Origin of the sequence: Curtobacterium sp. VKM Ac-2861, from assembly GCF_013204965.1 — a bacterium.
GTDB lineage: Bacteria > Actinomycetota > Actinomycetes > Actinomycetales > Microbacteriaceae > Curtobacterium.
In genome coordinates, this window is sequence record NZ_JABMLA010000002.1 from 83,977 (window position 1) to 109,742 (window position 25,766).

Below are 25,766 nucleotides of genomic sequence, written 5' to 3' on the forward strand. Positions count from 1 at the left end.
GCGCGCTCTGGTCGTGACTGCGGGTCGATCCTGCCGTCCGTGGCGGACGCAGCCACGGGCCTCCAGGTCGACGGTCTCGGCGTCTCCGTCAGCTGACAGCAGACGCGGTCTGCACGAGACGGACGGTCCCGCCTGAAGCGGCGTAGCCGCGGCCGACGGTCAGCGCGACCGGTGCACGACGCGGGAGCGTGACACCGAGGAGCTCGCCGTCGTAGTCGACGTCCGGCTGCAGCAGGACGCCACACCGGGACTTCCGGACCGCTCGGGTCCAGTGGCTGTACAGCGACCGGAGGTCCGCGGACCGGCCGGCCGCCACGACGCACAGTCCGGGGCGCTCGGTCGTGAGCAGCGTCGCGATGGCCTGGTCGCCGTCCTCGAACCGCTCCGCGTCGTCGATCAACAGCAGCACCGGTCCACGCTCGAGCCGCAGCCCGGCCAACAGGGCCGGGACCTCGTCCGGGCCGACGGCGATGCGGTCGAACGAACCCGAGGCGAGCGGCGACCGGCGGTCGCAGATCGCCCAGACCGCTGGACGGACACCCTCGGCTGTCCGTGCGAGCTCGGCGACGGCGAGGAGCACGCTCGACTTGCCGGACCGCGCCGGGCCGGCGACGAGCACGTGTTCGCCGTCGTAGACCTCGACGGACGCCGGCTGCAGGTCGTCCTCGGCGATGCCGATCGGGATCCGCCAGGGCTCACCCGCGAACACCGCTCCGGCACCGAGCTCGTCCACGAGCACAGCGTCGGGCAGCCGGCCGACCGCACTGGCCTTCTTCGTACCGTCCGACCGGATCTCCGCGATCCGTGCGACCGCCTGCGCGAGCGGGACGTCCGGCGTCGCGACGTGCGACTGTAGCCGCCTGGTCGAGTCGATGAAGCGGCCGGGCACCGGCGGCGGGACGTCCTTGGGGCGGACCCCGATGGACGCGTAGTCGTAGGGATCCGCGAGGCGGAACATCCACTTCTGCGTGGTGACCTCGTCCATCGCCGACGGCACCGCCTTCGCGCGCGTCGTGGAGACCGCGAACGAGATGCCGAGCGCCGGACCCTCGGCGTACACCCGGTAGAGCGCGTCGAGCAGCTGCTGCCCCTCGAAGTCCTGGTACTCGTCGCGCAGGGCGGCGAGGCCGTCGATGAGCACCACGGCACGGCGCCCACCGGGTGCCGCACGGCGACGCTCGAGCTCGACGCGGAGGTGCCGCAGGAACCGCGTCTGCAGCTCCCCCGCACCCGCACCGGAGCCGACGTAGGCCGTCGTGTGCGGTAGCTGTGCGAGCGGAGCGAGGTCCCCCGGACCCATGTCGAGCACGAGGAGGTCGAGCTCGTCGGGGCTCGACGCGGCGGCGAGCTGGAGCGCGATCGTGGCGAGGGCGGTGCTCGTCCCGCTGCCGGGGATGCCCATGAGCATGAGGTTGCCCTCGTCGAGGTCCCATCCGGTGGTGACCTGGCGCTGGTGGTCCGGGTCGTCGGCGAGCGCGACGGGCACCGTCGTGGGTCGCCCGTCGGTCAGGGCGGCGAGCCCGACGCGGTCGCCGAGCGCCTCGGGCCAGATCGGACGCGGCGGGAGGTACCCGGCAGCCTCGTTCGCCTGCCCGATCGCCTCGATCAGCTGGTCGAGGTCGGTGACGTCCGACGCGGTCGGAGCCGGTGCCGGCATCGGCGCGGGGACACCGAACACATCCGTCGGACGGACCGAGACCGGCTGCTCGGCACGCTCGTCACGGGCTCGGCCCGTGACCAGAGCGGTCTGCACCGGGGTGATGTCGTCCTGCCCGAGCTTCACGTAGGCGCGGCCGGTCTGCTGTCGACCGATCCCGGCTGCGGCGGGGACACCGATGACGTTCGTCGAGTCCTCGCGGCTCTGCACCCGCAGGGCGACCCGCATGTTCGTGTTCGCGAGGATGTCCTCGCTCACCACACCGGCCGGCCGCTGGGTCGCCAGGATCATGTGGACGCCGAGCGTTCGGCCGACGGCCGCGATGCTGACGAGCGACGTCAGGACGTCCGGGAAGTCCTTCGCGAGCATCGCGAACTCGTCGACGACCAGCAGCAGCCGCGGCATCGGCTCGACCGGCTTCGTCGCCAGGTAGGCATCGAGGTTGTCGATGTCGGCTCCGGCTGCCGCGAACACCCGCTGACGTCGTTCGAGTTCGGCTTCGAGTGCCCGGATCGCACGGTCGGCGAGCTGTTCGTCGAGGTTGCTGATCGTGCCGATGGTGTGCGGGAGGCGCTCACACGCCGCGAAGGCCGCACCGCCCTTGAAGTCGACGAGCAGGAAGTTCAAGCGTGTCGGGTCGTTGCGCGCGGCGAGCCCGGCCACGAGGGACCGGAGGAACTCGCTCTTACCGGAACCCGTCGTGCCGCCGACCAGGCCGTGCGGGCCGTCGCGCACCAGGTCGATCTCGAGCACACCGCTCTCGGACGAGCCGATCGGGGTCGAGAAGCCCGTGCGGGCGTCCCACGCCGCGCGGATCCCCGCGCTCGACAACAGCTCGGGCAGGCGGACGAGCGAGGGCAAGGACGCCCCCGGCACCAGCAGTTCAGGATCGTCGAAGTGGGCGACGCTCCGGGCACTGCGCTCGGCGGTCTCGACGCTGAGGCCGGCGAGCACGACGTCCTCGACACGGGTCCGGTCCTCTGGGCGGTAGACCGTGGCGGCGGCATCGGCACCGACCGTGATGATCGACGTGCAGGCGGCTGGGAGCTGCTGCTCGTTCGTCGCGATGACGATCCCACTCACCCGCCGTGGTCGCTCCCCCGGGCGCAGGGACCGCCCGGGCACCGAGCGGCCCTGGCCGAGCAGGTTGCGGGCAGGGGCATCCCGTCCCTCGGTGAGCACCTCGGAGTCGACCACGACGAGCAGGTTCGGCGTCGGCAGCTCGTCGAGCGACTCCCGCAGGCCACGGAGCATCGCCGCGCTCTGGTCGCGCTGCGCCGACATCCAGCGGGCGCCGGTGCTGCTCCCCGCCACACGCGCGTGCGGCAGCCAGGAGGCCCACCCCCAGTCCTCCGCGCGGCCCGCGTCGCAGAAGACGCCCACCGTCAGGTCCGCTGGACCGCAGTGCACGGTGGCCTGCGTGAGCAGGCTGCGCGCCAGGGCGAGGGCGCCCTGACGGTCGCCGACGATCCCGACGACGCCGGCGTCGGACAGGTCGGCAACCACCGGCGCGGCCGTCAGACGGCTGTCGGCGATGGCGGCCTTCGCCTCGTCCTCGAGCTTCGCGGACGCTGCACGCTGGTCGACCTCGGGCCGCCAAGGAGCGTCCCCGGTGCCGGCGTGCAGGCTCAGGAAGTCCTCGTCATCCGAGCGGCGCTGCCACAGCAGGGTGGTCGGCAGCTCGGCTCGCCGCACCACGGTCGCCGGATCGGGCACGAGCTCCTGGCGGCGGGCGGCCTCGACGGCCGCGGCTTCGGAGATCTCACCGCGGAAGGACTCCACGGCCTCGGCGAAGCGGGTGTCCTCTTCTTTGAGGTTCTTCGCGCGGCGGTGCTTCTGCTCGAACCACATACCGATCGCGGTGACCGGGGAGAGCAGGGCGAACAGCGCGAACCGCGCGTCACCGAGCAGGAGCACCATCGCACCGGCGAGCACCAGGGGCGCCGCGACGGTGATCCAGCTGAACTTCGACGCCGGCGGCACGTCCTTGCGTCCGGGCGGCACGACCGTCTCGGCGTCGGAGGTCCGTCCGGCGCGCGGTGGACGGTTGAACGGCGCCGTCGCCGCCGGGGTCAGGTTCGCCATCGAGCCGGCCGCCGGCACGGGCACCTCGTCGAGCGCCGGCCGGACGAGCAGCACAGCCCCGCCCACGATGACGCTCGTCGTCCCGGTGAGCAGGACCCCCTCGGCATCGATGCGCTCCCCGGCGATGACGGTGCCGTTCGTCGATCCCGCGTCGCGCACCCGGACACCGTCGTCCTCGCGCTCGACGGTGCAGTGCTCCCACGACGCGCTCTCGGTGGGGAGCACGACGTCGGCCTGCGGTGCCCGTCCGACCACGAGCTTCCGCCCGCGCGGGACCGGCACCACGAGGCCGGCTTCGAGCCCGCCGGCGAGCGTGACGGTCCAGCCGTCGGTGCCGATCGGACGTTCCTCGGGGGTCCGGCCGATACGGGAGCCCTCGAGCAGCACGAGGTCACGGAGCGGGGTGTCGACGCTGGTACGGTGCCCGTCGACCGCCAGGGTGGTGCCGGGTTCGAGCGTGAGGCCGATGACCGCGGACACGAGGTCCCCGAGCGAGGATGCGCCGGACCACCCGTCGACCTCGACCGCATCACGTCGGTCGTCGAGCTCGATCAACAGGCGCATGCTCGCGTTCCTCTTCCGGGTCGGTGCGTGGGTGGGTCAGTCCGTGCTGGAGTCGTCGAACCAGACGAGCGACGCGGTCCGGGCAGCGTCGGTTCCGCTCCCGGTGCCGTCGCCGGACGCGGTGCTGGCCGGACGGAGACCGAGCTGCTGTGCCGACGCCGCGAGCACCGTCGCGGGCGTCCCGAGGGCCTGCTGCCGCGTGAAGTCGAGTGCCGGACCGGCGATGCCCGCATCGGCGTCGAGGTCGAGCGTGGCGAGGGCATCGGTGACGTCCGCCGGCTCGACGCTCCGCGCCGAACCGACGGCGCGGACCAGGGCGATGACGGCGTCGTGGCTGCGCGAGTCCGCTGCGCCCGCGACCGCCGAGAACGGCTGGTCACCGGTCAGGTTCTCGGCGTCCTGGTCACCGGCGAGCACCCGGACACCGCCGAGGAAGGCGGACATCGCGCGGCCCCCGGCATCGGAGGCGAGCGCTCGGGCGTCGTCGGTGGCGACACCCACGGTCCGGAAGGCGCCGCTCAGGCTGCCGCCGGCTTCGACGAGCGCTGCGCCGAACGCCGGGCTCGTCGCATCCGGGGTGAGGACGACCGGCACCGTGACGTTCTCGGCCTGGAGCGCGGCGACGAAGGCACCCTGGCGCTGCGCGGAGCCACTGACGACGACCGCGTCGGAGTCCGGCGTCACCGTCTTCGCGTTGGCATCGGCATCGGCGTCTTCCTCGTTGCTCGTCGCGCCGGTGCGCTCGGCGACGGTCGTGGCCAGCGCTGCAGCGTCCGCGGTGTCGTCCCCGTCCAGGACGTGCGCGACCCGCAGGCCCGCCGGAGCACCGCCGCCCAGGTCGACCAGCAGTGGCGCGTCGGCGTCGCCGAGTGCCGTGGTCATCGCCGTGCTGATCGAGCCAGCCGCCGGCGCCGTCGACCAGGAGTCCTTCTCCGCCGGAGCGTAGGGCAGGACGACCGGGATGCCCTTCGCCGCAGCAGCAGTGAGGGCGCCGGACACGTGGCTGCCCGACGAGGCGACGACGATGCCCGCGACCCCGCTCTTCGCGAGGGCCTCGACCGCGGCCGTGCCCCCGGCAGCGGTCCCGCCGTCGTTCTTCGTGACGAGCGCGACGTCGGTGCCGCCGAGTGCGAGCCGACGCTCCGCCACCAGCGCACCCTGCGCCGCTTCGTTCCACTCGGATCCCTCGCCGTCGCCGAGGGTGACGATGACGCCGATCGTCGTCTTCGCGGGGACGTGCCCCACCGTGATCTTCACCGGCACGGTCGCCGAGACCGCTTCGGCCGGGGTGCTGCTGCCGAACACCCGGAACGTCAGGACGGCGGCGACCACCGCGGCCACCAGGAGCACCGCGATGCCGACGAAGAGCAGCGGACGGCGGCTGCGCGGACGCGTTCCGTCGGCGCTCTCCGTCGCCGTGACTTCGGTCGTCTGGTCGCTCATCGGTCCGCCCCGATCCGGAAGGTGTACAGCGTGGTCGACGTCGCGCTGGCGGGGACCTTCAGCTGGAACGCCGGCAGGGTCGTCGCCGCATCGAGCGATGCACGGAACTGCTCCTGCTGGAGCAGGATGCCGGCGACGTCCTCGGCGCGGACGTTCGCGTACCCCGCGGCGTTCTGCGATGCCAGGGCGAGCTGGTAGTCGGCGGAGTCGGACTTCGCCGCGCTCGTGGCCATGGCGCCGAGGATGCCGGAGCCGTTGACCTTGCGGTCGCCGAGGTCGAGCATCACCCGGTTGAGGTCGCCGGTCAGCAGCGTCGAAGCACCCTGCACGTCACGCGTCGAGGCGCTCGTGCTGGCCGCGATCCGCTCAAGGCTGGACGCCGTCTGCCGGTCGACCGCCGAGGAGAGCTCCGAGCCTTCCTGCTCGAGCGTGCTCTTCTGCTCGTCGATCGTGCCCTTCGAGTCCTTCGTGACCTCTCCCGAGGTGGACCGGAGGCCGGCGATCGACTTGTCGAAGGCCGAGATGACGGCGTCACGACTGCCCTTCGCCGTCTCGCTGACCTGCCGCACCTGCTGGTCGATGATCTTCTGGACGTCCTTCTCGGACTGCGTGGACGCGTCTGCGAAGGCCTTGCGGACGGCGTCCTGCAGCTCGGTCTGCTGGGCGCTGATCGCGGTCAGCTGGGTGCCGACCACATCGCTCGACTTCGTTGCCTGCTCGACGAGTTCCTCGAGCTGGCGGGCTGCGCCGTCGACCGAACCCCCGTCGTTGCGCACCGCTCGACGCACCTCCGCGATGCCGTCGTCGAGTGCATCGACATCGTCGGACAGCGTCGTGATCGCGGCACCGATGCCGGTCGCGGAACGGAGATCGGTTGCCGCGATCACCGCGTCCCACTGCTTCGCCTGGTCCGTGAGGCGTTCATCCATCGGGGTGCTGAAACGTCCACCGGGCTTCAGCGTCGTGCCCTCTTCGGCGCCGGGGCAGGGGGTCGCGGTCAGGTAGCCCCGCAGCGCATCCGCCTGTTCCGCGTCGAGCTGGTCGGTTGCCGCGAGGGCGCAGAGCTGGTCGGCGACCACACGGTTCTGCGCCTGCATCGAGGTGCTGAACAGACCATCGTCGACGTTGCCCACGAGCCCGCTCGCTGCGATGGCCTGCCGGTTCACCGTCGTGACGGCGTCGCGCACGGGGCCGAGGTCGTCGGCGGTCTGGTCACGCAGGTCCTGCAAAGTCTGCAGGGAGCGAGCAACCTCGCCGGTGCCGTCGCTTCCGAGGGCCTGGACCGCGGTGTCGATCTCGCCGAGCTTGGCGCGCAGGGCATTCGACTGCTCGATCGCCGTGTCCGCGAGCTTGGGGTCGAGCTGGTCGGCGAGCTGCTGCCCGGTGCTGACCAGACCGATCAACGAGGTGCTCACCGCACGCGACGATTCCCAGAGCGCGCAGGTCAACGATCCACGGGCCTCCTGAGGGGCGCACGTCGCTGCGTCCGGTGACGCCGGGCCGACGGATCCCGCCAACTGCGCACTGACCTGCTGCTTGCACGCCTCGCTCGCGTCGGCGTAGCCCTCGAGCTGCGACGAGACGCGGAGCAGGTTGCCGTAGACGCTGCCGCCCGCGGCCGAGGTCTTCGGCGTCGCCGCGCATCCGTTCCCGTCGAGTACCGGAGCGGGCGCCGTCGACGAGGTGTCGCCGAGCAGGCTGTCGAGACTCGTGGTGGTCTGCTGGAGCTGCTGCAGCACGGTGGACTGTGTCGCCTTGACGGTCGCGCCGAGGTCGCCGTTCAGGGAGCCGAGCTCGCCGGACAGGGACCGCATGGTGCCCGCCAGGGACGAACTGCTCTCCTTGAGCCGCTCGGCCGTGCTGACTCCGAGGGTCTTCGACGTGGTCTCGAGGTTCGACCGGACCTCGGTGATCGTGCCGCCCGCTCGTGCGAGCACCTCGTTCACCTGCGAGATGAGGTCGATGGTGCGGCGCTGGAGCGCGAGTTCGGAGTCACTGTCGGACCCGAAGGCCGCGTTGACGACGCCCGTGGAGGACAGGTCCGTGGACAGCCCGGGCTGCGCGGCGACGTCGAACGTGGGCGCCGTGAAGTCCTTGACGTCGGCGACGAGGTGCAGCGTGCTGCTCGCGCCGGACGTCGGCGGGGCCAGCAGGCGGCCCCACTGGACGACCGCGTCGCCGTCCTCGTTGGTGCTGACGACGCCGTCGGTGGACGAACCGGAGTCGGCGGCATCCGTGACGATGCGGTCGGCCGCGGTGCCGGTGAGGACGGTCGAGGCCGCGACGCTGAAGGGCGCACCCACGAGCGCCGGCGTCGAGCGGGAGGTGCCGGCGACGTCGTAGGTCAGGTTCTTCGACGTGACCGTGAGGTTCTCGATCGTCAGGTCGATCGCGATCCGGCCCGAGTACCCGTCGAGGTCGGCGAGGTCGGTACCGGTCTTCTTGGACGTCGAGTACTGCGTCGTGATGCGGAGCGGGAGGTCGCCAGCCGCCTTGGCGGGGTCGTGGTCGGTCGTCGCCGACGAGGAGTCCTTGCCCGCGACGGAGATCGCAGTGTCGGAGATCGACGTGATCGAGCCGTCCGCGGCCAGACGCGTGTCGACCGTCTGCAGGATCCGTGAGGGGTCAGCCACCGGCTTGTCGTCGGACGTGCACCCGGCGAGCACCAGCGCGGCGATGCCGGTGACGGCGACCGCCCCCACGAGCCGGCGAGTGGTGCTTCGTGCTCCGGTGTTCCCGGCACGCTGGTTGATCACGGTCTTCCCCCCAAGAGAATCGTCGAGCACATCGATGCTAGTTGCTCGATGACGTCGGGTCCGCGCGGATCGGCCACCCTGGCCGCCCCCGTTCGGGCCACAGGCCCCGACTGGCATACAACGTATCGCATCCCGAGCGTCGCGCGATTGCTGTCCACAACCGCGCTGGTACTCTCCACGCATGATCCAGGGGGACCAGGGCTTCGGGCCCATCGAACGACGACGTCCGCACGCACGACCGGGGGCAGATCGGTGACGCTCAACCTCTCGCCGGTCCTCATCGCGATGATCGCGATGATCGCGATCCCGGCCGCCGTCAGCGCGCTCGTCCGCCGGAGCGATCGCAAGCGACCACCGTCCACCGTCGTCGGCGACGAGGCGTACGGCGTGCTCTTCACCGTCCGCGCACGCCGGTGGAACTACCTGCTGCTCCGCATCATCGGGATCGTGTTCATCGTCGTGGGAGGGTTCTTCTTCCTCGCCACGCTCACGCTGCTCGACGACCCTGACGCGATCGGGATGCTCATCACTGCTGTCGCCATGGTGCTGTTCGGGATCCTGTTCGTCTACCTCGGCGTCGGGCAGAAGCGCCGTCGTGTCGAGGCGTACGACTCCCAGCTGGTGGTCACCCCGATGTTCCGCGCAGCACGGACCGTCGACCCGACGGCGATCAAGCACATCCGTCCCACGACCAACCGGTTCGGCGGCCTGGACATCAAGGTGAACGGGCAGCGCGGCGTCATCAGCGTCATCTCCATCGATGCGGCCTACCCGGAACTGTGCGGATGGCTCGAGCAGCGTGCGCCGACGCAGTGGAACGACTTCGTGCGGGTCTTCGGGCGCTGACCGCGCGCCGCTTGTGCAATCGCAGACATGACGGCGCAGATTGGATCTGCTCACTATCGCGCGTCGTACACGCGGCGAGAGGGCTCGGTCGCGCCAGGAACCAAAGCCCCACCCTCGCGTGCAAGAGCAGCACTACGCCATTCATCCGCCAACCGTCTAGATGCTATCCGGGTACCTCTGCGTAGCGGTAGATCGTGGGGACCACTTTCACGACCTTGAGCATTTTCCGTAGCTTGAACGAGCCAGCGCCAAGTTCGAAACGGTATTCTGCGCCCGCATTCACTGCGGACGCTATATCGCTCATGTTCGAGCGATTCACACCAACCCAAAGCAGATTCCCACAGTCGGTGTGGAAGTTCACTTGGGGCTGCGAACCACCCCTCGACGAATGAACTTCCGCAGCAACGGACCGGACGCGACAGACAACGTTCACGCGGTGCTCATCGTCATACTGCCCTAATACCCACGGGCCGACACCGAATGCCAAGACAGGGACCACCACGACACCCGTGAGAACGACGATCGCGCTAGCGCGGTCACGAAGAACACGACCACGGGTACTTCTTATGTGCCGCGCAGTCCGTCGGCCATGCTCCCTGCTGCGTTCTATACGTCGACGGCGTCGCACCATTACTCCTGGTTCATCCACTCACATCGGGAAAGGATCGAGAACTGTAATATGTTCGCCGCGACGCAAGCTTCACCGGACCATGCCTGCTGCCATTCGCGTATCCGATCGAAGATGATTCAAGTCTTGCCGTCAGCCGAGGCCGATCATGCTTCCGATCCAGCTCGCCATCTCGATAGTCGCTACGCCCGATCCGGCCAACGCCACCACGCAGCTGGTTCAGAGGCTCACGGCATCCTGCCGGCTCGTCGCAGCAGCGGGAGCCTCATTCATTCGTCCGTTGCCTTTCTCATCGAGCCCAATCCCACCGCTTCGCATTCAGTATTTCCGATGCAGACGGCCGACAGACTGCTCGAAGCTGCAGGGGAGCCGATCAGCCGACGCAGGATCTCCCCTCGCGCAACGCTAGGCGATGTAGATGCTGCAAGAATCAAGACAAGGAAAGCGAACTCATCGCTCGTAATCGAATGCCGTTGGGTATCGATTTATCACGTGAAGCGCACTCCGGAACCACCATGACCCTTTGCCTACAGAAAACCGCGTCTCCCCACCAGTCGCTAAGTCCCGTGCGACCCGTTCTTGTACTGTCTTCTTGACACCCTGCAAGATGAGTACGCCACAATCTCGCGTCTCGACTTTCACGTACGAGAACGGGGCACCCAAGCCGGTCCGGCTCACCGTGGACCCTGCATAGACTTCTGCATCAGAAACATCGCAGGCCACGGCCCTCCGGTGCGTTTCGTCGTACGCGCTCATCCAATAAGGCCACACAAGCAGGATCATGAGTGATGCCCCGACGCCGAATGCCCAAACGGCGAGGATGACCCAGGGCTTTCGCCCCCCTTCTTTGGTTGGATTCGGGATGGTGGATGACCCAGTCAATGCGACGAGCTATGCAGCGCGGAACCCGTAAGCGGTAGGTAAGCGGTTTATCAAGCCAAGAATCGATCGGATGGCGTAGGACCCCGACCCTACTTCGATCTGGACCTTCGGACTTTTCTCCAAACTGGTGGCAACGCGCTTTGAGTTCGCCTGGGTGACACCTTCGCGCAGCAGCAGCGACCCGCAACCCTTCGTGCGTATTTCAACCTCGGCACGTGAACCGCCAATTCCCGTTCGACTTACGTTACTACCGGTCTCCGCATGGGCGGACTGCACTTCGCAGGATATCCAGGTGTGGTGTGCCGCATCATAGGCATTCAGCGACGCCGGAGCCACAAACACGGCAAGGACTATCAGAATCAATACACCGAGCGCCGAAAAATAGCGAATCCAACGCGACCTCGAGTAGGCTTCCCTGTTCACATGACCTGGACCGTTGCTGACGGATCGCGCGGTTGAACCGTCGCTCATTACACACACCCTCTCAATGTCCGGGCCAACGTGGCCCCTTCGCCCCGGAGATGAGTCCGCCCAGAGCATCCGGGAGCAAATCCGCCCCCCGGTCACCGTTGGGTCGCACGATCTCGTTGGCCACGGACTGTCCCGCTCCGACAACATGATTGACAGCGAGGTCTGCGCCCTCGTTGACCAGTCCGGCAGCTCGAGACACGACGCCATCATTATTCACCAGAGGCAGCCGAAGGTCACCGGCGAGCTTGCCAGCGAAGACGCTGCCGCCTGCGCCAGTAGCGAAGCCGCTCCCGAACGCTTGCGCGTATCCACCGATGTTCTGGTACTCGCCGTTGATCCGGTAGTCGAGCACGTTCGAAGTCGCTTGCTGCAAGCCTCCTGAAACCGCTCGTTGCCCCGTAGTGCCTACTGCAGCACGAACTGCGTTCCGAACGCCCGTGTTACCGATGCTCTGAATCGCCGGGAGGGCTGCCCTGGTCGCCTGAGTTCCATACTTGGCGATGGCTCCGGCGGCACCACCTCCGACCAAACCCGCCGCTCCGCCGATCGCCATCTGGCGCCCCACGTCTCCCCAGTTCACTTTTCCGCTGTCGGGACCTTGCTGAATGATCGAGATCCCGCCGGCCATGAGCGCACCCGACCCGGCTGCGGCCAACGCCATCACTGCGATGTTCACTCCAGGAACGAACATGAGGGCCACAGCCCCGACGATCATCGCGGTTGCCAGGATCGCTTCTTTGTGGTCGGCGATCCACTTGCCGGCGCCAGCGATCGCCCCCTGGTTCGCATCCCGGTACGCCTGCAGGTCCTTGTCCGTCGCCGGCCGGAGCCCGAGCGGGTCGACCGCGTGCAAGGGGTCGTTGCCCGCGTACGAGTACGGGTTCCCCGACCACGCCGCACCCAGGATCGGCGCGAGCGGGTCGACCGACAGGAAGCCCCGCGCCGCAGGGTCGTACACACGGGCGCCGAGCCACTCGAGCCCGGCGATGGACACCCCGCCGGAACCGGTCAGTGCCACCCCCGCGGGCAGTCCGACGTCGGTGACGGCAGCGAGCGCGGCCCACGGATCCGCAGCATCGGTGGCGCGAGCACTGCGCCACGCGGGCCGCGTGACGACATCGCCGATCGCGGTGACACCCCCCGGCAGGTCGAGCAGCGACGTGTCGGCGATGCTGATGAGTGACGGCACGACCGCGGCGGAGTCCCACCACGCCGCGACCCCGCCCACCTCGGCGAGTTCACCCAGGGCATCGACCCAGACGTCGATCCGGCCGGTCTCAGCGTACGAGGCGTCGCGGTCAACGACGGCAGCGAGGTACCCCAGGTCCGACCACGCGTACTCGGTGGTCGAACCGTCAGCGGCGGTCCGCCGGATGCGTCGGCCGACCACGACTGCACCAGATCGTCCGTGGTTGCCTGGGCGATACGACCCAGGCGTCGCAGGAGAACGTCTCGGCAGCGGCGCCGTCACGATCCATCCCGACGACGGCATCGCGGCGGTCGGCTGCGTCGTGCTCGCGTCGAGTGGTCCCGCCGGCAGGGCCTGTGATTGTCGCCAGGCACCCGCGCTCGTCGTACTCGAACGAGGTGCCGCGTCGAGACCGTTGACGAGGATCGTCTCGGCCGTCGCGACATCGCGAGAAAAACTCCCGGCGGACGCCCGTCGGGTCGACGGTCGCCGCGACGTCGCGCCAGCGGGGTCGGCGACGCCCTGGAGGCGCGACAACGCGTCGTGCGCGAACGTCCGGACCGCGCCGCCAAGCACCGCGAGCTCCGCCAGGTTCCCCTGGTCGTCGAACGTCCGCGAGATGCGGCGACCCAATTGATCGGTCGCAAGCGTCGTCCGACGCCAGAAAGGACGATCCTCAGCAGGATGGCCTGCGAGATCAGGTCTGAGGCGGGTCAGTCCGCCCGCGCCGTCGTCGGCTTCAAGGGGACGGCCGTCGGCGCCGAGGGTGATGGAGCCGTCTCCGTTGGACGTCGATCTGACCGGTTCAGCGGGGTCTGCGAGGGCCTTCTTGCTCGCGGGCGGCCCGCCCAGCAGCACACGTCAGTAGCATTTCGGCATGTTCGAAAAGCGTGCCTCCAGGGCGGGAGCGATCCAGATGCCGTCACCGTCGACGTGGGATTCCGGCGGTCTTCGGATCACAGCTTCCGCCGAACCCCGCGGCTTGACCCGTCGCCTCCAGCTCATCGTGACAATGGAGTTTGCGAGCGTCGTCGCCGTGTTTCGTGGCGAAGAGCTCTCGAGCCTTGTCAACCGTCGGGTGCAACAGATCGAGTCTGATTCGACTCCGACCGCATTCCTGTTCTTCGGCGGAGAACAGGTCACGGGAGCACCCATCGATGCGGCGCGACAGAACGTGCCGGGCGACGCAATCGCTCTCGTCATCACGCCGAACGTCGAGGCCGTCGCGCACACGCTCACGGCGGTCGAAGTTGAGCGACTGCATTCTTGGCTACGAGAATGTGCGCGCTGACCCACTGCCCCGTCGACTCCGCAACGGACACCGCTTGTCTGTACCAAGCAGCTCACACAGGATTGGTCAGCGTTGGATCCTCGGTTGCGCAGTTCCCCGGAGCCGTACGCTCACGCGATCGCCGACCGCTGCGCCACTGATCAGACCGGCAAAGGCGGTGAGAAGCCACAACCATTGAAGACCCGCAATCGGCCGAGCAGCGCCGACGAGGCCGATGAAGACCAAGATCACAACCACCATCAGCGCGGCCAGTACCACCGGGCGACGATCGTTCAGCTTCGACCAGCATCCGACGGCGCTCCCGTAGCCGAGCGCAACGGCACCGACAATGATCGCCGCGGGGACGTTGATGTCCTGGGGACCACTCCGCAAGCGCCACCAGGCGATTGCCAGGCAAGCGAGGGCTGCAACGGCATCGACGAACCAAGGTCGCATTCGACGGCTTGATCGACTCGTCATCCGAAAAGACCTCCCACGACCGAACCGCCGACGGCCGATCCCCACAAGGTGCTCGTGTTCTTCTGCAAGAAGTTGAACGCGCCGGAGGGGGTTCGCGGGTGGAAGTAGGGCATCTGCGCAAGGGTATCCACTCCGTGCTGACCCGGGAGGATCCTCCCGCTGACGTACGTGCCCGCCATACCCGTGGCTCCGTTCTGCGCCACAGTGCCGAGATCCACTCCGTCCCCGCTGATCACCTGACTAACTGCCGTCCCGGCCGCCGTTGATGCGCCGCTCAGCACCAGGGACGTCCCCTGAGCGAGCGCTCCGGACGCTGAGTACCCGATTTCCTTAGCGATCGTGCCCCCGGCCGGACCAGCCATTCCTCCGGCAGCACCGGACACACCACCGCCGACGACGTCCCCCGCAAACTCCCACCCGTTGCGGATCTGCCAGCCGTTCTTCTGAAGGTTGGTCACACCACCACTCACAGCACCGACCCCTCCGTTGACACCCATGTTGACCGCGACGGCTCGCGCCGCTTGGCCTGCAGGTGCGCCTGCCATGGCAGCCTTGCCGAACATCATTGCTCCGCCACCGGCTGCACCGAGCACGCCGCCCACAGCAGTGTCAACTCCGACTCTGCCCCAATCTACTTTTCCGGTCTGTGCTTTCTGCGACGCCACCGAGACGCCCCCGCTGAGCAACGCCCCAGACGCAGCCATGAGCGCGATTCCAGCAGGGCCGCCGACCCCGGTGCACATGAGCGCGACACCCAGTCCGATCGCAGCACCTGCGGCGACGTACTCCCAGTTGTCGTTCCACCAGCTCCCGGCAGCCGCGATCGCACCCTGGTTCGCATCCCGGTACGCCTGCAGGTCCTTGTCCGTCGCCGGCCGCAGCCCGAGCGGGTCGACGGCCTGCAACGGATCGTTACCCGCGTACGAGTAGGGGTTCCCCGACCACGCCGCACCCAGGATCGGCGCGAGCGGGTCGACCGACAGGAAGCCTCGCGCCGCAGGGTCGTACACACGTGCGCCGAGCCACTCCAACCCGGCGACGGACATCCCGCCCGAGCCGGTCAGTGCCACCCCCGCGGGCAGCCCGACGTCGGTGACGGCAGCGAGCGCCGCCCAAGGGTCCGCAGCGTCGGTCGCGCGAGCAGTGCGCCACGCGGGCTGCGTGACAGCATCGCCGATCGCGGTGACACCACCGGGCAGGTCGAGCAGCGACGTGTCGGCGATGCTGATGAGTGACGGAACGACCGCGGCGGAGTCCCACCACGCGGCGACCCCACCCACCTCGGCGAGCTCGCCGAGGGCATCGACCCAGACGTCGAGCCGGCCGGTCTCAGCGTACGAGGCGTCGCGGTCGACGACGGCAGCGAGGTACCCGAGGTCCGACCACGCGTACTCGGTGGTGGATCCGTCAGCGGCGGTCCGTCGGATGCGTCGACCGAGACCGTCGTGGACGTACTCGATCCGGCCGGCTTCGGTGATCGTCGCGACCAGCTGACCGGCAGCGTCGTACTCGTGGCGTGTCTCGGCCCCGCCGACGGTCTCGGCGACGAGCCGCCCACGGTCGTCGTAGGTCCACGTCGAGACCCCGGCGCGGACGAGCTGGCCGGCAGCGTCGTACTCGTACGACACCGTTCCGGACGGTCCGTCGACCGCGGTGATCCGCGCATCGGCATCGCGCTCGATCCGCGTGCTGGTGGCACCGTCGAGCGTGGTCGAAGTGTGTGCGACGAGGGCGCCGCCCTCGTACGACCACGACTGCACCAGGTCGCCCGTGGCCGCCTGGACGATCCGCCCCGAGGCGTCGTAGGAGAACGTGCCGGCAGCGGTGCCGTCACGGTCCACCCCGACGACCCGGCCGACGGCGTCGCGACGGTAGGTGGTGCGGGTCCCGTTCGGGTCGACCCGAGCGGTGCGGTTGCCGTCGGCGTCGTACTCCCACGCGACGGACTGGTCGCCCCGGGCTCGGCGGACGAGCAGGCCACGGCGGTCGTGCTGGAGCTCGTGCTCGATCGTCCGGCCTGCCCCACGGGTGTGGTCCGACACGACGACCGTTCGGTGGACGGCATCGCGGGTGATCTCCGACTGCACGGCACCGTCAACGAGCACGGCCCGCTGGCGGCCGGCTGCGTCGTACGTCCACTCGGTGGTGCGGCCGTCGGGATCCGTCTGGCGGATCTGGCGCCCGGCCGGGTCGTAGGCCGCCGTGGTCGTCCGTCCGAGCGGATCGGTGACAGCGACCACGTGGTCGGCGGCGTCGTACTCGCGTCGAGTGGTCCCGCCGGCAGGGTCGGTGATCGTCACCAGGCGCCCGCGCTCGTCGTACTCGAACGAGGTGACCCCGTCGAGACCGTTGACGACCTGGATCAGCTGGCCCGCGGGGTCGTAGCGGAACCGACGACGGCCGAAGCGTGCGTCGTGGCTGGAGACGAGCCTCCCGGCCTGGTCGTAGCGGAACCGCGCGGTGCCGGAACCCGGAGTCGTCTGCGTGACCACGCGCCCGACGGCGTCGTACGTGATCTCCTCGACCTCGTCGGTGGGCAGGGTCCGGGCCACGACACGGGAGTCCGCGTCGTAGGTGAGCGTCGTCCGCTCCCCCGCGGCGTCGGTGGCTGCGGCGGGACGCCCGCAGGCGTCGTACTCGTACGTGGAGCGCGCGCCCGAGGGAGCGACCAACGCCACGACACGGCCGGCGAGGTCGCGCTCGAGTCGGGTCAGGCCGCCTTCGCCGTCGACGAGTTCGACGGGTCGGCCGGCAGCGTCGTAGGTGACGAGTTCGGAACCGGTCTCGTCGGAGCTCGACTCGACCGGTCGGCCGTACTCGTCGAACCGGACGGTCGCCGAGTCGAAGGCGTCGCGCAGGGTCGCGACGCCGGTCGCTACGTCGTCCGAGAACTCCTGGCGGACGCCCGTCGGGTCGATGGTCGCCGTCAGCTCGCCGACGACGTCGTACTCACGACGCCAGGTCGCGCCGGCAGGGTCGGTGACGGCCTGGAGGCGCGACAAGGCGTCGTGCGCGAACGTCCAGACCGCGCCGCCCGGCAATGCGAGCTCCGCCAGGTTCCCCTGGTCGTCGAACGTCCGCGAGACACGCCGACCCAGCGGGTCGATGGTCGTCGCGAGTTCACCGTTCGGGGCGTAGTCGAACGTGGTGCGTGCTCCGAGTGGGTCCACGACCGCTGCGACGCGTGAGCCGGCGCCGTACTCGAAGCGCCAGACGGCCCCGTCGGCGTCACGCCGTTCGACGAGGAGCCCCGCTGCGTCGTAGCGGTACTCGCTCCGGGCGCCGGACGGGCTGACGGCGGCGACCGGGCGACCGGCGGCGTCGCGCTCGATCCGAGCGGTGGCGTCGACGGCGTTCGTGGTCGCGACGAGCTCGCCGAACGCGTCGTGGTCGAAGGTCAGGACCACGCCGGTCGGGTCGACGACGTGGGTGAGCGCGCCGTCTCGCCAGGTCAGCTCCGTCCGGCCGCCGACCGGGTCGGTGATCACCGACGGGTCGCGGTCGTCGCCCACGTACTCGTAGGTGACGACGGCGCCGGCCTCGGTGACGACGGTCGTGACGCGGTCCTGCTCGTCGTACCCGTAGGTCAGGTCACCGCCGGACGGCGTGACGGTGCGGGTCTTCCTGCCGCGGTCGTCGTACGCGTGCACGGTGACGGACCCGTCGCGCTCGGTCGCCGACACCAGGTTGCCGTGGCGGTCGTAGCTCATCGACTGGCGGCGGTCGTCGGAGTCAATGACCCCGACGAGACGCCCCTTGGCGTCGGCGATGTACGAGTTGGACCGGGAACCGTCGTGGTCGGACACCACCGTGACACGACCGGGCAGGTAGGCGAAGCGCACGGTGCGGCCGTGCGGGCTGACCTGCTCGACGACGCGGCGCTGGTCGTCGTAGGTGTTGTCGACCTCGACGACACCGGCCGCGCTCGTGACCGTGGTGATCAGGTCGTCGTCGTTCCAGCCGTAGGTCCGGGTGCCGACGGCATCGGTCACCGTGACGAGGCGGCCCCGGTCGTCGTACCCGTACTCGACGCGGCGGCCGTCGGACGCGCGGAGCACCGTGACCCGGCCGTCGACGTGGTCGACGTCGATCGAGCGGCCTCGCTCGTGCACCAGGCGGACGACGACGTCGTCGCTGTTCCGTTCGATGCGGACCGCTGTGCCGGCTCCGCCGCGCTGTCCGAGCCACTGCCCCGACGGCGAGAAGTCGATGCGCCCGCCCTGGTTGTCGCGGACGACGAGCCGGTCACCCTCGGCCGCGAGCCAGCGGTTCTCGCCGACTCCGCGCGCCCAGCCCTCGCCGTCGCGCGGGAACCGGACCTGGCGGCCGTCAGCACCGACGAAGGACGCGCCTTCGTCGTCGATGAGCAGCCGGGTCTCGAGGATCGACGCCCACCCCGGACCGAAGAGCCCGACGTGCTGGTCGAGGGAGTTGTACATGCGGGTGACCTGCAGCGCTGCAGATGCACCGGTGAACCCGAGGTCGAGCTCCGGCTCGAGGAAGTTGCCCGTCGTGGTGTTGACCGGGTCCATCGAGTAGCCGGTCGTCGGCTGGGCCCCGTAGGCGGACGGCGGATCGAACTGCAGGTCCGTGCGGGACTGCGAGACCCCCGCGGCAGCCAGGGCTGCGGCGAGCGCGGCATCCGAGACCGTGGAGACGGCGCCTTCACCGCCGGCAGCAGCGAACGCGTCGGCGATGGTGTTCGCCCACGTGACGTCCTGGCCGTTGGCGGTGATCCACTGCTCGAAGGCGTTCACCAGGCTCGTCGCGTCGATGTGCCCCCAGGAGCACTTCGCCGCGAAGTCGGTGAGCTTGCCGCGCAGACCGGCAGGCTTGCCGTCGAGGGACTGGTTCAGCGTCGACGACCCGGTGGCGAACGAGCGGAGGTCGGCGGGCTTCGCGGACGACGTCCCGCCCCCACCCCCGCCAGCGGAGCCGGGGTTCGGCGTCTGGCGCGGAGTGCTCGGTCCGGTCGCCTGGTCGAAGGTCGGTGCGTCCTCGTGGTGGACGGTGGGCGGCACGGGCGCCCCGGCGACCTTGTCGTGCACCCACTCGAAGAAGTTCCGGTCGCCGTACTCCGCTTCCCAGTCGCGGGCTTCCTTGCGACGAGCGTTCTCCCGCTCGGCGGCAACCTTCATCTTGTCGACCCACCCCGCGACGGTGCGGAGGTTCGCGGCGATCGTCGAACCGTCGGACGCTGCCGTCGACGCGTTCTGCGCGAAGAGCTCGGAGAAGTGCCCGCGGAACTCTTGCGACGCGGTGGTGACGTAGGACTGCCGTGAGCCGGCCTGTCCCTCGATCGACTCGGCCGCGCCGTTCAGTGCCGTGCTGAGTGCGTCGGCCGTGGCGTTGTCGAACTCGACCGGATCGTTGCCGTGCAGGTCAGCCATGGTTCATCCCCCGAAGTCGTACTGGTCGTGCTGGTCACGCGGCCCCACCGACCGCGAACGCCCGGACCGCCGCGAGCGCGACGGTCCGGGCGGAACGAGTGGCTGCTTACGCGCCGCCACCCGCGGTGAAGATGTCCTGCGAGATCTTGTCGAGCTGCGTGCGGAGCTGCTCCAGTTCGGTCTTCGCCTTGTCGAGGGCGGCCTTGGTCTCCGGCCAGGTCGACCCACGGAAGGTCGCCGCGAGCGGGCCGTCCCAGACGTTGGAGTCGGACAGGATCCGGCCCTGGGCGTCGAGCTGCGAGATCTGGTCGGTGAAACCACCGTTGATGATCGACTGGACCTGACGGATGGCGGTCTTGGCCTGCTCGGTCGAAAGGACACGCGACATGATGAACCTCTTTCATTCGTAGCTGCACCCCCGCGCAGTGGAATCCCCCCGGAGGCTCTGACGGGACCCACCATACCCACAATCCGGCGCAGATGTCACCGTTCGTATATCGTGACCATTCCTCCTCGCCGTAGCGCGGTACTTCTGGTGATGTACGGAATATCATCCGTCGGAACGACGCGAGACCGGTGCGCCCTCCGCTGGGATCGGAGGCATGACCACCTCGCCGCAACTCCCCCACCGCGCACACCTGCTCGACGCCGTCCGCGGGTTCGCACTCGCCGGCATCATCGCCGTGAACATCGCTGACATCACCGAGATCGGGGCAGCCCTCGACCCGATGCACGACGACCCCGTGCGGGACGTGCTCGACTTCACCGTGCAGACGCGCTTCGTCCCGGTGTTCGCGTTCCTGTTCGGCATGGGCCTGTGGTTCGTGCAGGACGGCGCGCGCCGACGTGGTGCGGCCGTCTGGGCGGTGCTCGTCCGCCGGTTGGTCGCCCTCTTCGCCATCGGTGCCCTGCTCTGGCTGATCTACCCCGGGAACATCCTGGCGGAGTACGGCGTGGTCGGTCTCGTGGTGATGCCGTTCGTCCTGCTGCTGCCCCGGCTCCCCGTGCTGCTGCTCGGGGCCGTGGGGACGGTCGCCGCGTACGTGTCCACCGGCGGCGGTGTGCTGAGCCTGCCCGGACTCATGCTGCTCGGCGCCGGGTCGGCCGCGTTCGGGCTGCCGTGGGTCGCCGAGCGCGGCACCAGGTGGATCGGCGTGGTGTTCGGCGTCGCTGCCGTCGCGGCGGTCCCGGCAGTGCTGTGGCAGACGACCACGCCCGGCGATCCGCGCTTCACCACACCGGGCGGCATCGCCGGGGTCGTCATGGCGATCGCGTACACGGCCGGGTTCGCCCTGCTCTGGCACACTCCGGCGCAGCGCGTGCTCGCAGCCGTGTTCGAGCCGCTCGGCCGGATGGCCCTGACGAACTTCGTGGCCGCGGCCGTGATCGCCTGGGTCGCGGGACCGGCCCTCGACCTGCGGCACAGTGCCGATTCGTGGCCGGTCGTCGTGATCGGAGTCCTCTCGATCACGGTGCAGTCGATCGCGAGCCGGCTCTGGCTGCGCCGGTTCACGTACGGCCCGGTCGAGTGGTCGTGGCGCGTCGTGACGCGGTGGGGCCACGTCCCGCTCCTGCGCCGACCGTCGACGTCCGGCTGAGCGCGTTCACCGCGTGTTTCCACAGCGTCCACCGGACGCCCTCCGGCCACGGAGCCCGGGTGGCAGGATGTGGACATGGACACCGAACCGCAGCTCGACGGCGAATCCGTCGCACCCGACCTCGACGACTTCGACGAGGTCGTCGAGATCGAGCACGAGTCGCTGCCGTCGGACCGCTACTTCGACCGCGAGCTGAGCTGGCTCCGCTTCAACCAGCGCGTGCTCGAGCTGGGCGAGGACCGCACGCAGCCCCTGCTCGAGCGGGCGAACTTCCTGGCGATCTTCGCGTCCAACCTCGACGAGTTCTTCATGGTCCGGGTCGCGGGCCTGAAGCGCCGCATCGACACCGGCATCGCCGTGCCCACCAACGTCGGCCGCGCCCCGAGCGACGTCCTGCGCGACATCGCGAAGAAGGCACACGAGCTGCAGGACCGGCACGCCCAGGCGTTCATCGGGTCGCTCAAGCCCGACCTCGATGCCGCCGGCATCCACGTCGAGCACTGGTCCGACCTGGACGAGGCCGACCGGCTCCGGATGCGCGAGTACTTCAACGAGCAGATCTTCCCGGTGCTCATGCCCCTGGCGGTCGACCCGGCGCACCCGTTCCCCTACATCTCGGGGCTCTCGCTCAACCTGGCGGTCCGGGTCCGCAACCCGAAGTCGCAGCGCCAGGAGTTCGCGCGCCTCAAGGTGCCGCAGAACTTCTCCCGCTTCATCAAGCTGCCGGACGACAACTCCGGCCGGATGCGCTTCATCCCCCTCGAAGACCTCATCGCGAACCACCTCGACGACCTGTTCCCGGGAATGGAGGTGCTCGAGCACCACGTGTTCCGGGTCACCCGCAACGAGGACGTCGAGATCGAGGAGGACGAGGCCGAGAACCTCATCCAGGCACTCGAGCGCGAGCTGCTGCGTCGCCGGTTCGGTCCGCCCATCCGTCTCGAGATCACCGAGGACATGGACCCGGTGACCCTCGACCTGCTCGTGCGCGAACTCGACATCACCGAGCAGGAGGTCTTCCGGCTGCCGTCGCCGCTCGACCTCGGTGGCCTGTTCGAGCTCTCGAAGATCAACCGCCCGGACCTGCACTACCCGAAGCACGTGCCGACGACCCCGGTGCAGTTCCAGCCGGGCGAACCGAACACGAAGCCCGACCTGTTCCGTGCGATCAAGGCGAACGACGTCCTCGTGCACCACCCGTACGAGTCCTTCGCGACGAGCGTGCAGGCGTTCCTCGAGCAGGCCGCGGCCGACCCGCACGTGCTCGCGATCAAGCAGACGCTGTACCGCACCTCGGGTGACAGCCCCATCGTCGAGGCCCTGATCGACGCGGCCGCCGCGGGCAAGCAGGTCCTGGCGCTCGTCGAGATCAAGGCGCGCTTCGACGAGCAGAACAACATCACGTGGGCCCGCAAGCTCGAGAAGGCCGGCGTGCACGTCGTCTACGGCCTGGTCGGGCTGAAGACGCACTCGAAGCTCGTGCTCGTCATCCGGCAAGAGGGCGGCACGCTCAAGCACTACAGCCACATCGGCACGGGCAACTACAACCCGAAGACCTCGCGCATCTACGAGGACATGGGCCTGTTCACCGCCGACGACACCGTGGGCAAGGACCTGACGCGCCTGTTCAACGAGCTGTCCGGCTACGCGATCGAGAAGAAGTTCAAGCGGCTGCTGGTCGCGCCGTTGCACCTGCGCAAGGGGCTGCTCAAGCGGATCCAGACCGAGTCCGACAACGCGCGTGCCGGCAAGCCGTCCGGCATCCGGATCAAGGTCAACTCGATGGTCGACGAGCAGATCATCGACGCCCTGTACCTGGCCAGCCAGGCCGGCGTGCCGGTGGACGTCTGGGTGCGCGGCATCTGCTCCCTCAAGCCGGGGATGGAGGGCGTGAGCGACACCATCCGGGTGCGGAGCATCGTCGGGCGGTACCTCGAGCACTCCCGTGCGTTCGCGTTCCACAACGACGGCGACCCGGCGGTGTTCATCGGCAGCGCCGACATGATGCACCGCAACCTCGACCGCCGCGTCGAGGCCCTCGTCCGGCTGACGGCTCCGGACCACATCGACGAGGTGCTCGCGATGTTCGACCTGGCGATGGCCGACACCGCGAGCTCGTGGCACCTCGAGTCCGACGGTGAGTGGACGCGGCACTCGACCGACGATGACGGTCGCCCGCTCGAAGACGTGCAGAATGTGACGATGCGGAAGATCTCGGCTCGGAAGCGCTCCACTCGGTGAGCGGCGGTCCCTCGGGCCCCGTCCTCGCCGCCGGCGCAGTCGTCTGGCGCGAACAGGACGGCACGCCCCTCGTGCTGCTCATCCACCGCGACCACCACAAGGACGTCTCCCTGCCCAAGGGCAAGGTCGACCCGGGCGAGGCCGTCCCGACGACCGCCGTGCGCGAGATCGACGAGGAGACCGGGTACCGCGTGCACCTCGGCGCCCCGCTCGGCACTGCGGAGTACGTGCTGCCGAACGGTCGCGACAAGGTCGTGCACTACTGGGCCGCCCGCGTCTCGTCGAAGGAGTACGCCCGCGCGGGTGACTTCACCCCGAACCACGAGGTCGCGGCCCTCGAGTGGGTCACGATCGACGACGCCCGCAACCGTCTGACGTACGAGCGCGACGTGGCGATCCTCGACCGGTTCGCCGAGCGCGCCGCCGCGGGCCACCACCGCACGTTCGCCCTGATCGCGCTGCGACACGCGAAGACCGTGCCCGGTTCCGACTGGAACGGCCCGGACGCCACCCGTCCGCTCCTGCCCGTCGGTCGTTCCCAGGCCAAGGCCGCTGCGTCGCCCGTCGCCGCGTTCGGCCCGAAGAAGATCGTGAGCAGCACGGCGGCCCGGTGCCTCGCCACCGTCGAACCGCTGTCCGCCACCACGAAGCTCGGCGTCTCGAGCACCCCCGACATCAGCCAGGACGCCCACGACCGCGGCGCCGCCGACGTCAAGGGCATCGTCCGCCGCCGGCTCGACAAGGGCAAGACCGCGGTGCTGTGCTCGCACGGGCCGGTGCTGCCGGACATCATCGCCCGGATCGCCACCGCGACCGCCGACGACTCCGGCCGGTTCGACCTCCGCCGCGCCGCGATGCTCTCGGTCGGCGACTTCTCGGTGATGCACATCGCCGGCGAGACCCTCGTCGCCGTCGAGACGCACCGCAACACGATCCCGGCGTAGCGACCGCACGCCCTGCACCCGGCCACGTGCCGGGCGTCCGCCGCGCCCGGAACGCGATCCGCGCCTCCCGGTCGGCACAACCCCTCGTTCACCTTCCGTTCACCAACGCGCGTGATCCCCGTCACCTCGCGTCCCTACAGTCGCTCCCGGGTCGGCACCGGCCCAGGGACCGCAGTGGTCCCACTGCACCCCATCCCCGAAGGGACCCCTGTGAACATCAAGCGAATCGGTTCGATCGCAGCAATCGCGATCGCCGGCGCAGTCGTGCTCTCCTCGTGCGCGGCGAACGAGGACGCGGGCAGCACCGAGTCCTCCTCGAGCAACACCGGCTCCTCGAGCCTCACCGGCACCCTGACCGGCTCCGGCTCGTCCGCCCAGCAGACCGCGCAGGCCACCTGGGCCGCCGGTTTCCAGGACGTCGCCAAGGGCGTCACGGTGAACTACTCGCCCGACGGCTCGGGCGCCGGCCGCAAGAACTTCATCTCGGGCGCCGCGGACTTCGCCGGCTCCGACGCAGCACTGAACGACGAGGAGCTCTCGGGCTCCTTCGACCTGTGCAAGGCCGACACCAAGGCCATCGACATCCCGGTCTACATCTCCCCGATCGCGATCGCCTACAAGGTCGACGGCGTCAGCGACCTGACCCTCGACGCGAAGACCATCGCGGGCATCTTCTCGGGCAAGATCACCAAGTGGAACGACTCGCAGATCGCCGACCTGAACGACGGCGTCGACCTGCCGGACGCGAACATCACGGTCGTGCACCGCTCCGACGACTCGGGCACCACGCAGAACTTCTCGGAGTACGTCTCCGCGAACGCCGGCGACGTCTGGACCGAAGAGCCGAGCCAGACCTTCCCGTACTCGGTCGGTGACAGCGCGAAGGGCACCTCCGGTGTCGCCTCCGCCATGGGCAGCGCCTCCAACGCGATCACCTACATCGACGACTCCGGCGCGGGTGACCTCGACAAGGCGAAGCTGATGGTCGGCGACAAGGCCACCGAGATCTCGGCCGACGGCGCCGCGCAGGTCGTCGCCGACTCGAAGGTCGCCACCGGCCGCGAGGACAACGACCTCGCGATCGACATCGACCGCAAGGACACCGCTGACGGCGCCTGGCCGCTCGTCCTCGTCTCCTACGCCATCGCGTGCCAGGAGTACAAGGACTCGGACAAGGCCGACCTGGTCAAGGGCTTCCTGAACTACGTCGTCTCCGGCGACGCCCAGGACGCTGCGGCGAAGGAGGCCAAGTCGGCCGCCCTGTCGTCCGACCTGGCCGACAAGGCCGCTGCCGCGGTCGACTCCATCAAGTAAGACCCTCA

General features: G+C 69.3%; 14 protein-coding genes. 6 read left to right on the forward strand and 8 right to left on the reverse strand.

The genetic code is table 11. The features are described 5' to 3' along the window. Positions 1-88: 88 nt before the first annotated feature. The 3 genes from HQQ88_RS05220 to HQQ88_RS05230 are packed head-to-tail and all read right to left on the reverse strand — an operon-like array spanning position 89 to position 8,505. On the reverse strand, positions 89-4,306 hold the full coding sequence (locus HQQ88_RS05220; RefSeq protein ID WP_173168855.1) for an FtsK/SpoIIIE domain-containing protein: 4,218 nt from the start codon (positions 4,304-4,306) through the stop codon (positions 89-91). A 36-nt stretch (positions 4,307-4,342) separates the two neighbouring features. Then, positions 4,343-5,749: a hypothetical protein gene (locus tag HQQ88_RS05225; protein WP_173168856.1), complete on the reverse strand. Its 1,407-nt coding sequence runs from the start codon at positions 5,747-5,749 to the stop codon at positions 4,343-4,345. Next, positions 5,746-8,505, reverse strand: a complete 2,760-nt coding sequence (locus HQQ88_RS05230) for a hypothetical protein (protein ID WP_173168857.1) — start codon at positions 8,503-8,505, stop codon at positions 5,746-5,748. Before HQQ88_RS05230 ends, HQQ88_RS05225 begins: the two co-directional genes overlap by 4 nt. A gap of 252 nt (positions 8,506-8,757) precedes the next feature. Between HQQ88_RS05230 and HQQ88_RS05235 the strand changes: the two genes are divergently transcribed. After that, positions 8,758-9,351 carry a hypothetical protein gene (locus HQQ88_RS05235; protein ID WP_173168858.1) on the forward strand — a complete coding sequence of 198 codons (594 nt, stop codon included), beginning with the start codon at positions 8,758-8,760 and terminating at the stop codon, positions 9,349-9,351. A 1,519-nt stretch (positions 9,352-10,870) separates the two neighbouring features. On the opposite strand, the gene HQQ88_RS05240 is transcribed toward HQQ88_RS05235, so the two are convergent. Both HQQ88_RS05240 and HQQ88_RS05245 read right to left on the reverse strand, forming a co-directional pair. Beyond that, on the reverse strand, positions 10,871-11,332 hold the full coding sequence (locus HQQ88_RS05240) for a hypothetical protein (RefSeq protein ID WP_131846035.1): 462 nt from the start codon (positions 11,330-11,332) through the stop codon (positions 10,871-10,873). Positions 11,333-11,345: 13 nt separating this feature from the next. Next, positions 11,346-12,521, reverse strand: coding sequence for an RHS repeat-associated core domain-containing protein (locus HQQ88_RS05245; protein ID WP_173168859.1), 1,176 nt, complete (start codon positions 12,519-12,521; stop codon positions 11,346-11,348). An 877-nt stretch (positions 12,522-13,398) separates the two neighbouring features. Here HQQ88_RS05245 and HQQ88_RS05250 point away from each other — a divergent pair. After that, positions 13,399-13,812: a hypothetical protein gene (locus tag HQQ88_RS05250; protein ID WP_173168860.1), complete on the forward strand. Its 414-nt coding sequence runs from the start codon at positions 13,399-13,401 to the stop codon at positions 13,810-13,812. A 66-nt stretch (positions 13,813-13,878) separates the two neighbouring features. Here HQQ88_RS05250 and HQQ88_RS05255 read toward each other — a convergent pair whose 3' ends face one another. The 3 genes from HQQ88_RS05255 to HQQ88_RS05265 form a co-directional block, all read right to left on the reverse strand. Next, positions 13,879-14,247 carry a hypothetical protein gene (locus HQQ88_RS05255; protein ID WP_173168861.1) on the reverse strand — a complete coding sequence of 123 codons (369 nt, stop codon included), beginning with the start codon at positions 14,245-14,247 and terminating at the stop codon, positions 13,879-13,881. A gap of 20 nt (positions 14,248-14,267) precedes the next feature. Beyond that, positions 14,268-19,661, reverse strand: a complete 5,394-nt coding sequence (locus HQQ88_RS05260) for a DUF6531 domain-containing protein (protein ID WP_173168862.1) — start codon at positions 19,659-19,661, stop codon at positions 14,268-14,270. Positions 19,662-19,767: 106 nt separating this feature from the next. Beyond that, positions 19,768-20,049 (reverse strand): hypothetical protein, encoded by a 282-nt coding sequence (locus HQQ88_RS05265; RefSeq protein WP_027466625.1) that lies wholly within the window; start codon positions 20,047-20,049, stop codon positions 19,768-19,770. A gap of 214 nt (positions 20,050-20,263) precedes the next feature. On the opposite strand from HQQ88_RS05265, the gene HQQ88_RS05270 reads away from it, so the two are divergent. The 4 genes from HQQ88_RS05270 to pstS all read left to right on the forward strand — a co-directional run bounded on the left by HQQ88_RS05270 (position 20,264) and on the right by pstS (position 25,758). After that, entirely contained in the window at positions 20,264-21,259 is a 996-nt protein-coding gene (locus HQQ88_RS05270; RefSeq protein ID WP_173168863.1) for a DUF418 domain-containing protein, read from the forward strand. A gap of 75 nt (positions 21,260-21,334) precedes the next feature. After that, a complete protein-coding gene (locus HQQ88_RS05275; protein WP_123293277.1) occupies positions 21,335-23,500 on the forward strand; it encodes an RNA degradosome polyphosphate kinase in 2,166 nt (721 codons plus the stop codon). Then, complete coding sequence (locus HQQ88_RS19820; protein WP_123293276.1) at positions 23,497-24,444, forward strand: NUDIX domain-containing protein; 948 nt, start codon at positions 23,497-23,499, stop codon at positions 24,442-24,444. The genes HQQ88_RS05275 and HQQ88_RS19820 overlap by 4 nt, the downstream gene beginning before the upstream one ends. Positions 24,445-24,654: 210 nt before the next feature. Next, positions 24,655-25,758: a phosphate ABC transporter substrate-binding protein PstS gene (gene pstS / locus HQQ88_RS05285; RefSeq protein ID WP_123293275.1), complete on the forward strand. Its 1,104-nt coding sequence runs from the start codon at positions 24,655-24,657 to the stop codon at positions 25,756-25,758. Positions 25,759-25,766: the final 8 nt, after the last annotated feature.

What these genes read in the sequence shown, in the direction of transcription:
- HQQ88_RS05225 (WP_173168856.1), bottom strand. Translation starts at nt 5,749, where the DNA reads ATGAGCGACCAGACGACCGAAGTCACGGCGACGGAGAGCGCCGACGGA.
- HQQ88_RS05240 (WP_131846035.1), bottom strand. Translation starts at nt 11,332, where the DNA reads ATGAGCGACGGTTCAACCGCGCGATCCGTCAGCAACGGTCCAGGTCAT.
- HQQ88_RS05275 (WP_123293277.1), top strand. Translation starts at nt 21,335, where the DNA reads ATGGACACCGAACCGCAGCTCGACGGCGAATCCGTCGCACCCGACCTC.
- HQQ88_RS05255 (WP_173168861.1), bottom strand. Translation starts at nt 14,247, where the DNA reads ATGCGACCTTGGTTCGTCGATGCCGTTGCAGCCCTCGCTTGCCTGGCA.
- HQQ88_RS05270 (WP_173168863.1), top strand. Translation starts at nt 20,264, where the DNA reads ATGACCACCTCGCCGCAACTCCCCCACCGCGCACACCTGCTCGACGCC.
- HQQ88_RS05220 (WP_173168855.1), bottom strand. Translation starts at nt 4,306, where the DNA reads ATGCGCCTGTTGATCGAGCTCGACGACCGACGTGATGCGGTCGAGGTC.
- HQQ88_RS05260 (WP_173168862.1), bottom strand. Translation starts at nt 19,661, where the DNA reads ATGGCTGACCTGCACGGCAACGATCCGGTCGAGTTCGACAACGCCACG.
- HQQ88_RS05265 (WP_027466625.1), bottom strand. Translation starts at nt 20,049, where the DNA reads ATGTCGCGTGTCCTTTCGACCGAGCAGGCCAAGACCGCCATCCGTCAG.
- HQQ88_RS05250 (WP_173168860.1), top strand. Translation starts at nt 13,399, where the DNA reads ATGTTCGAAAAGCGTGCCTCCAGGGCGGGAGCGATCCAGATGCCGTCA.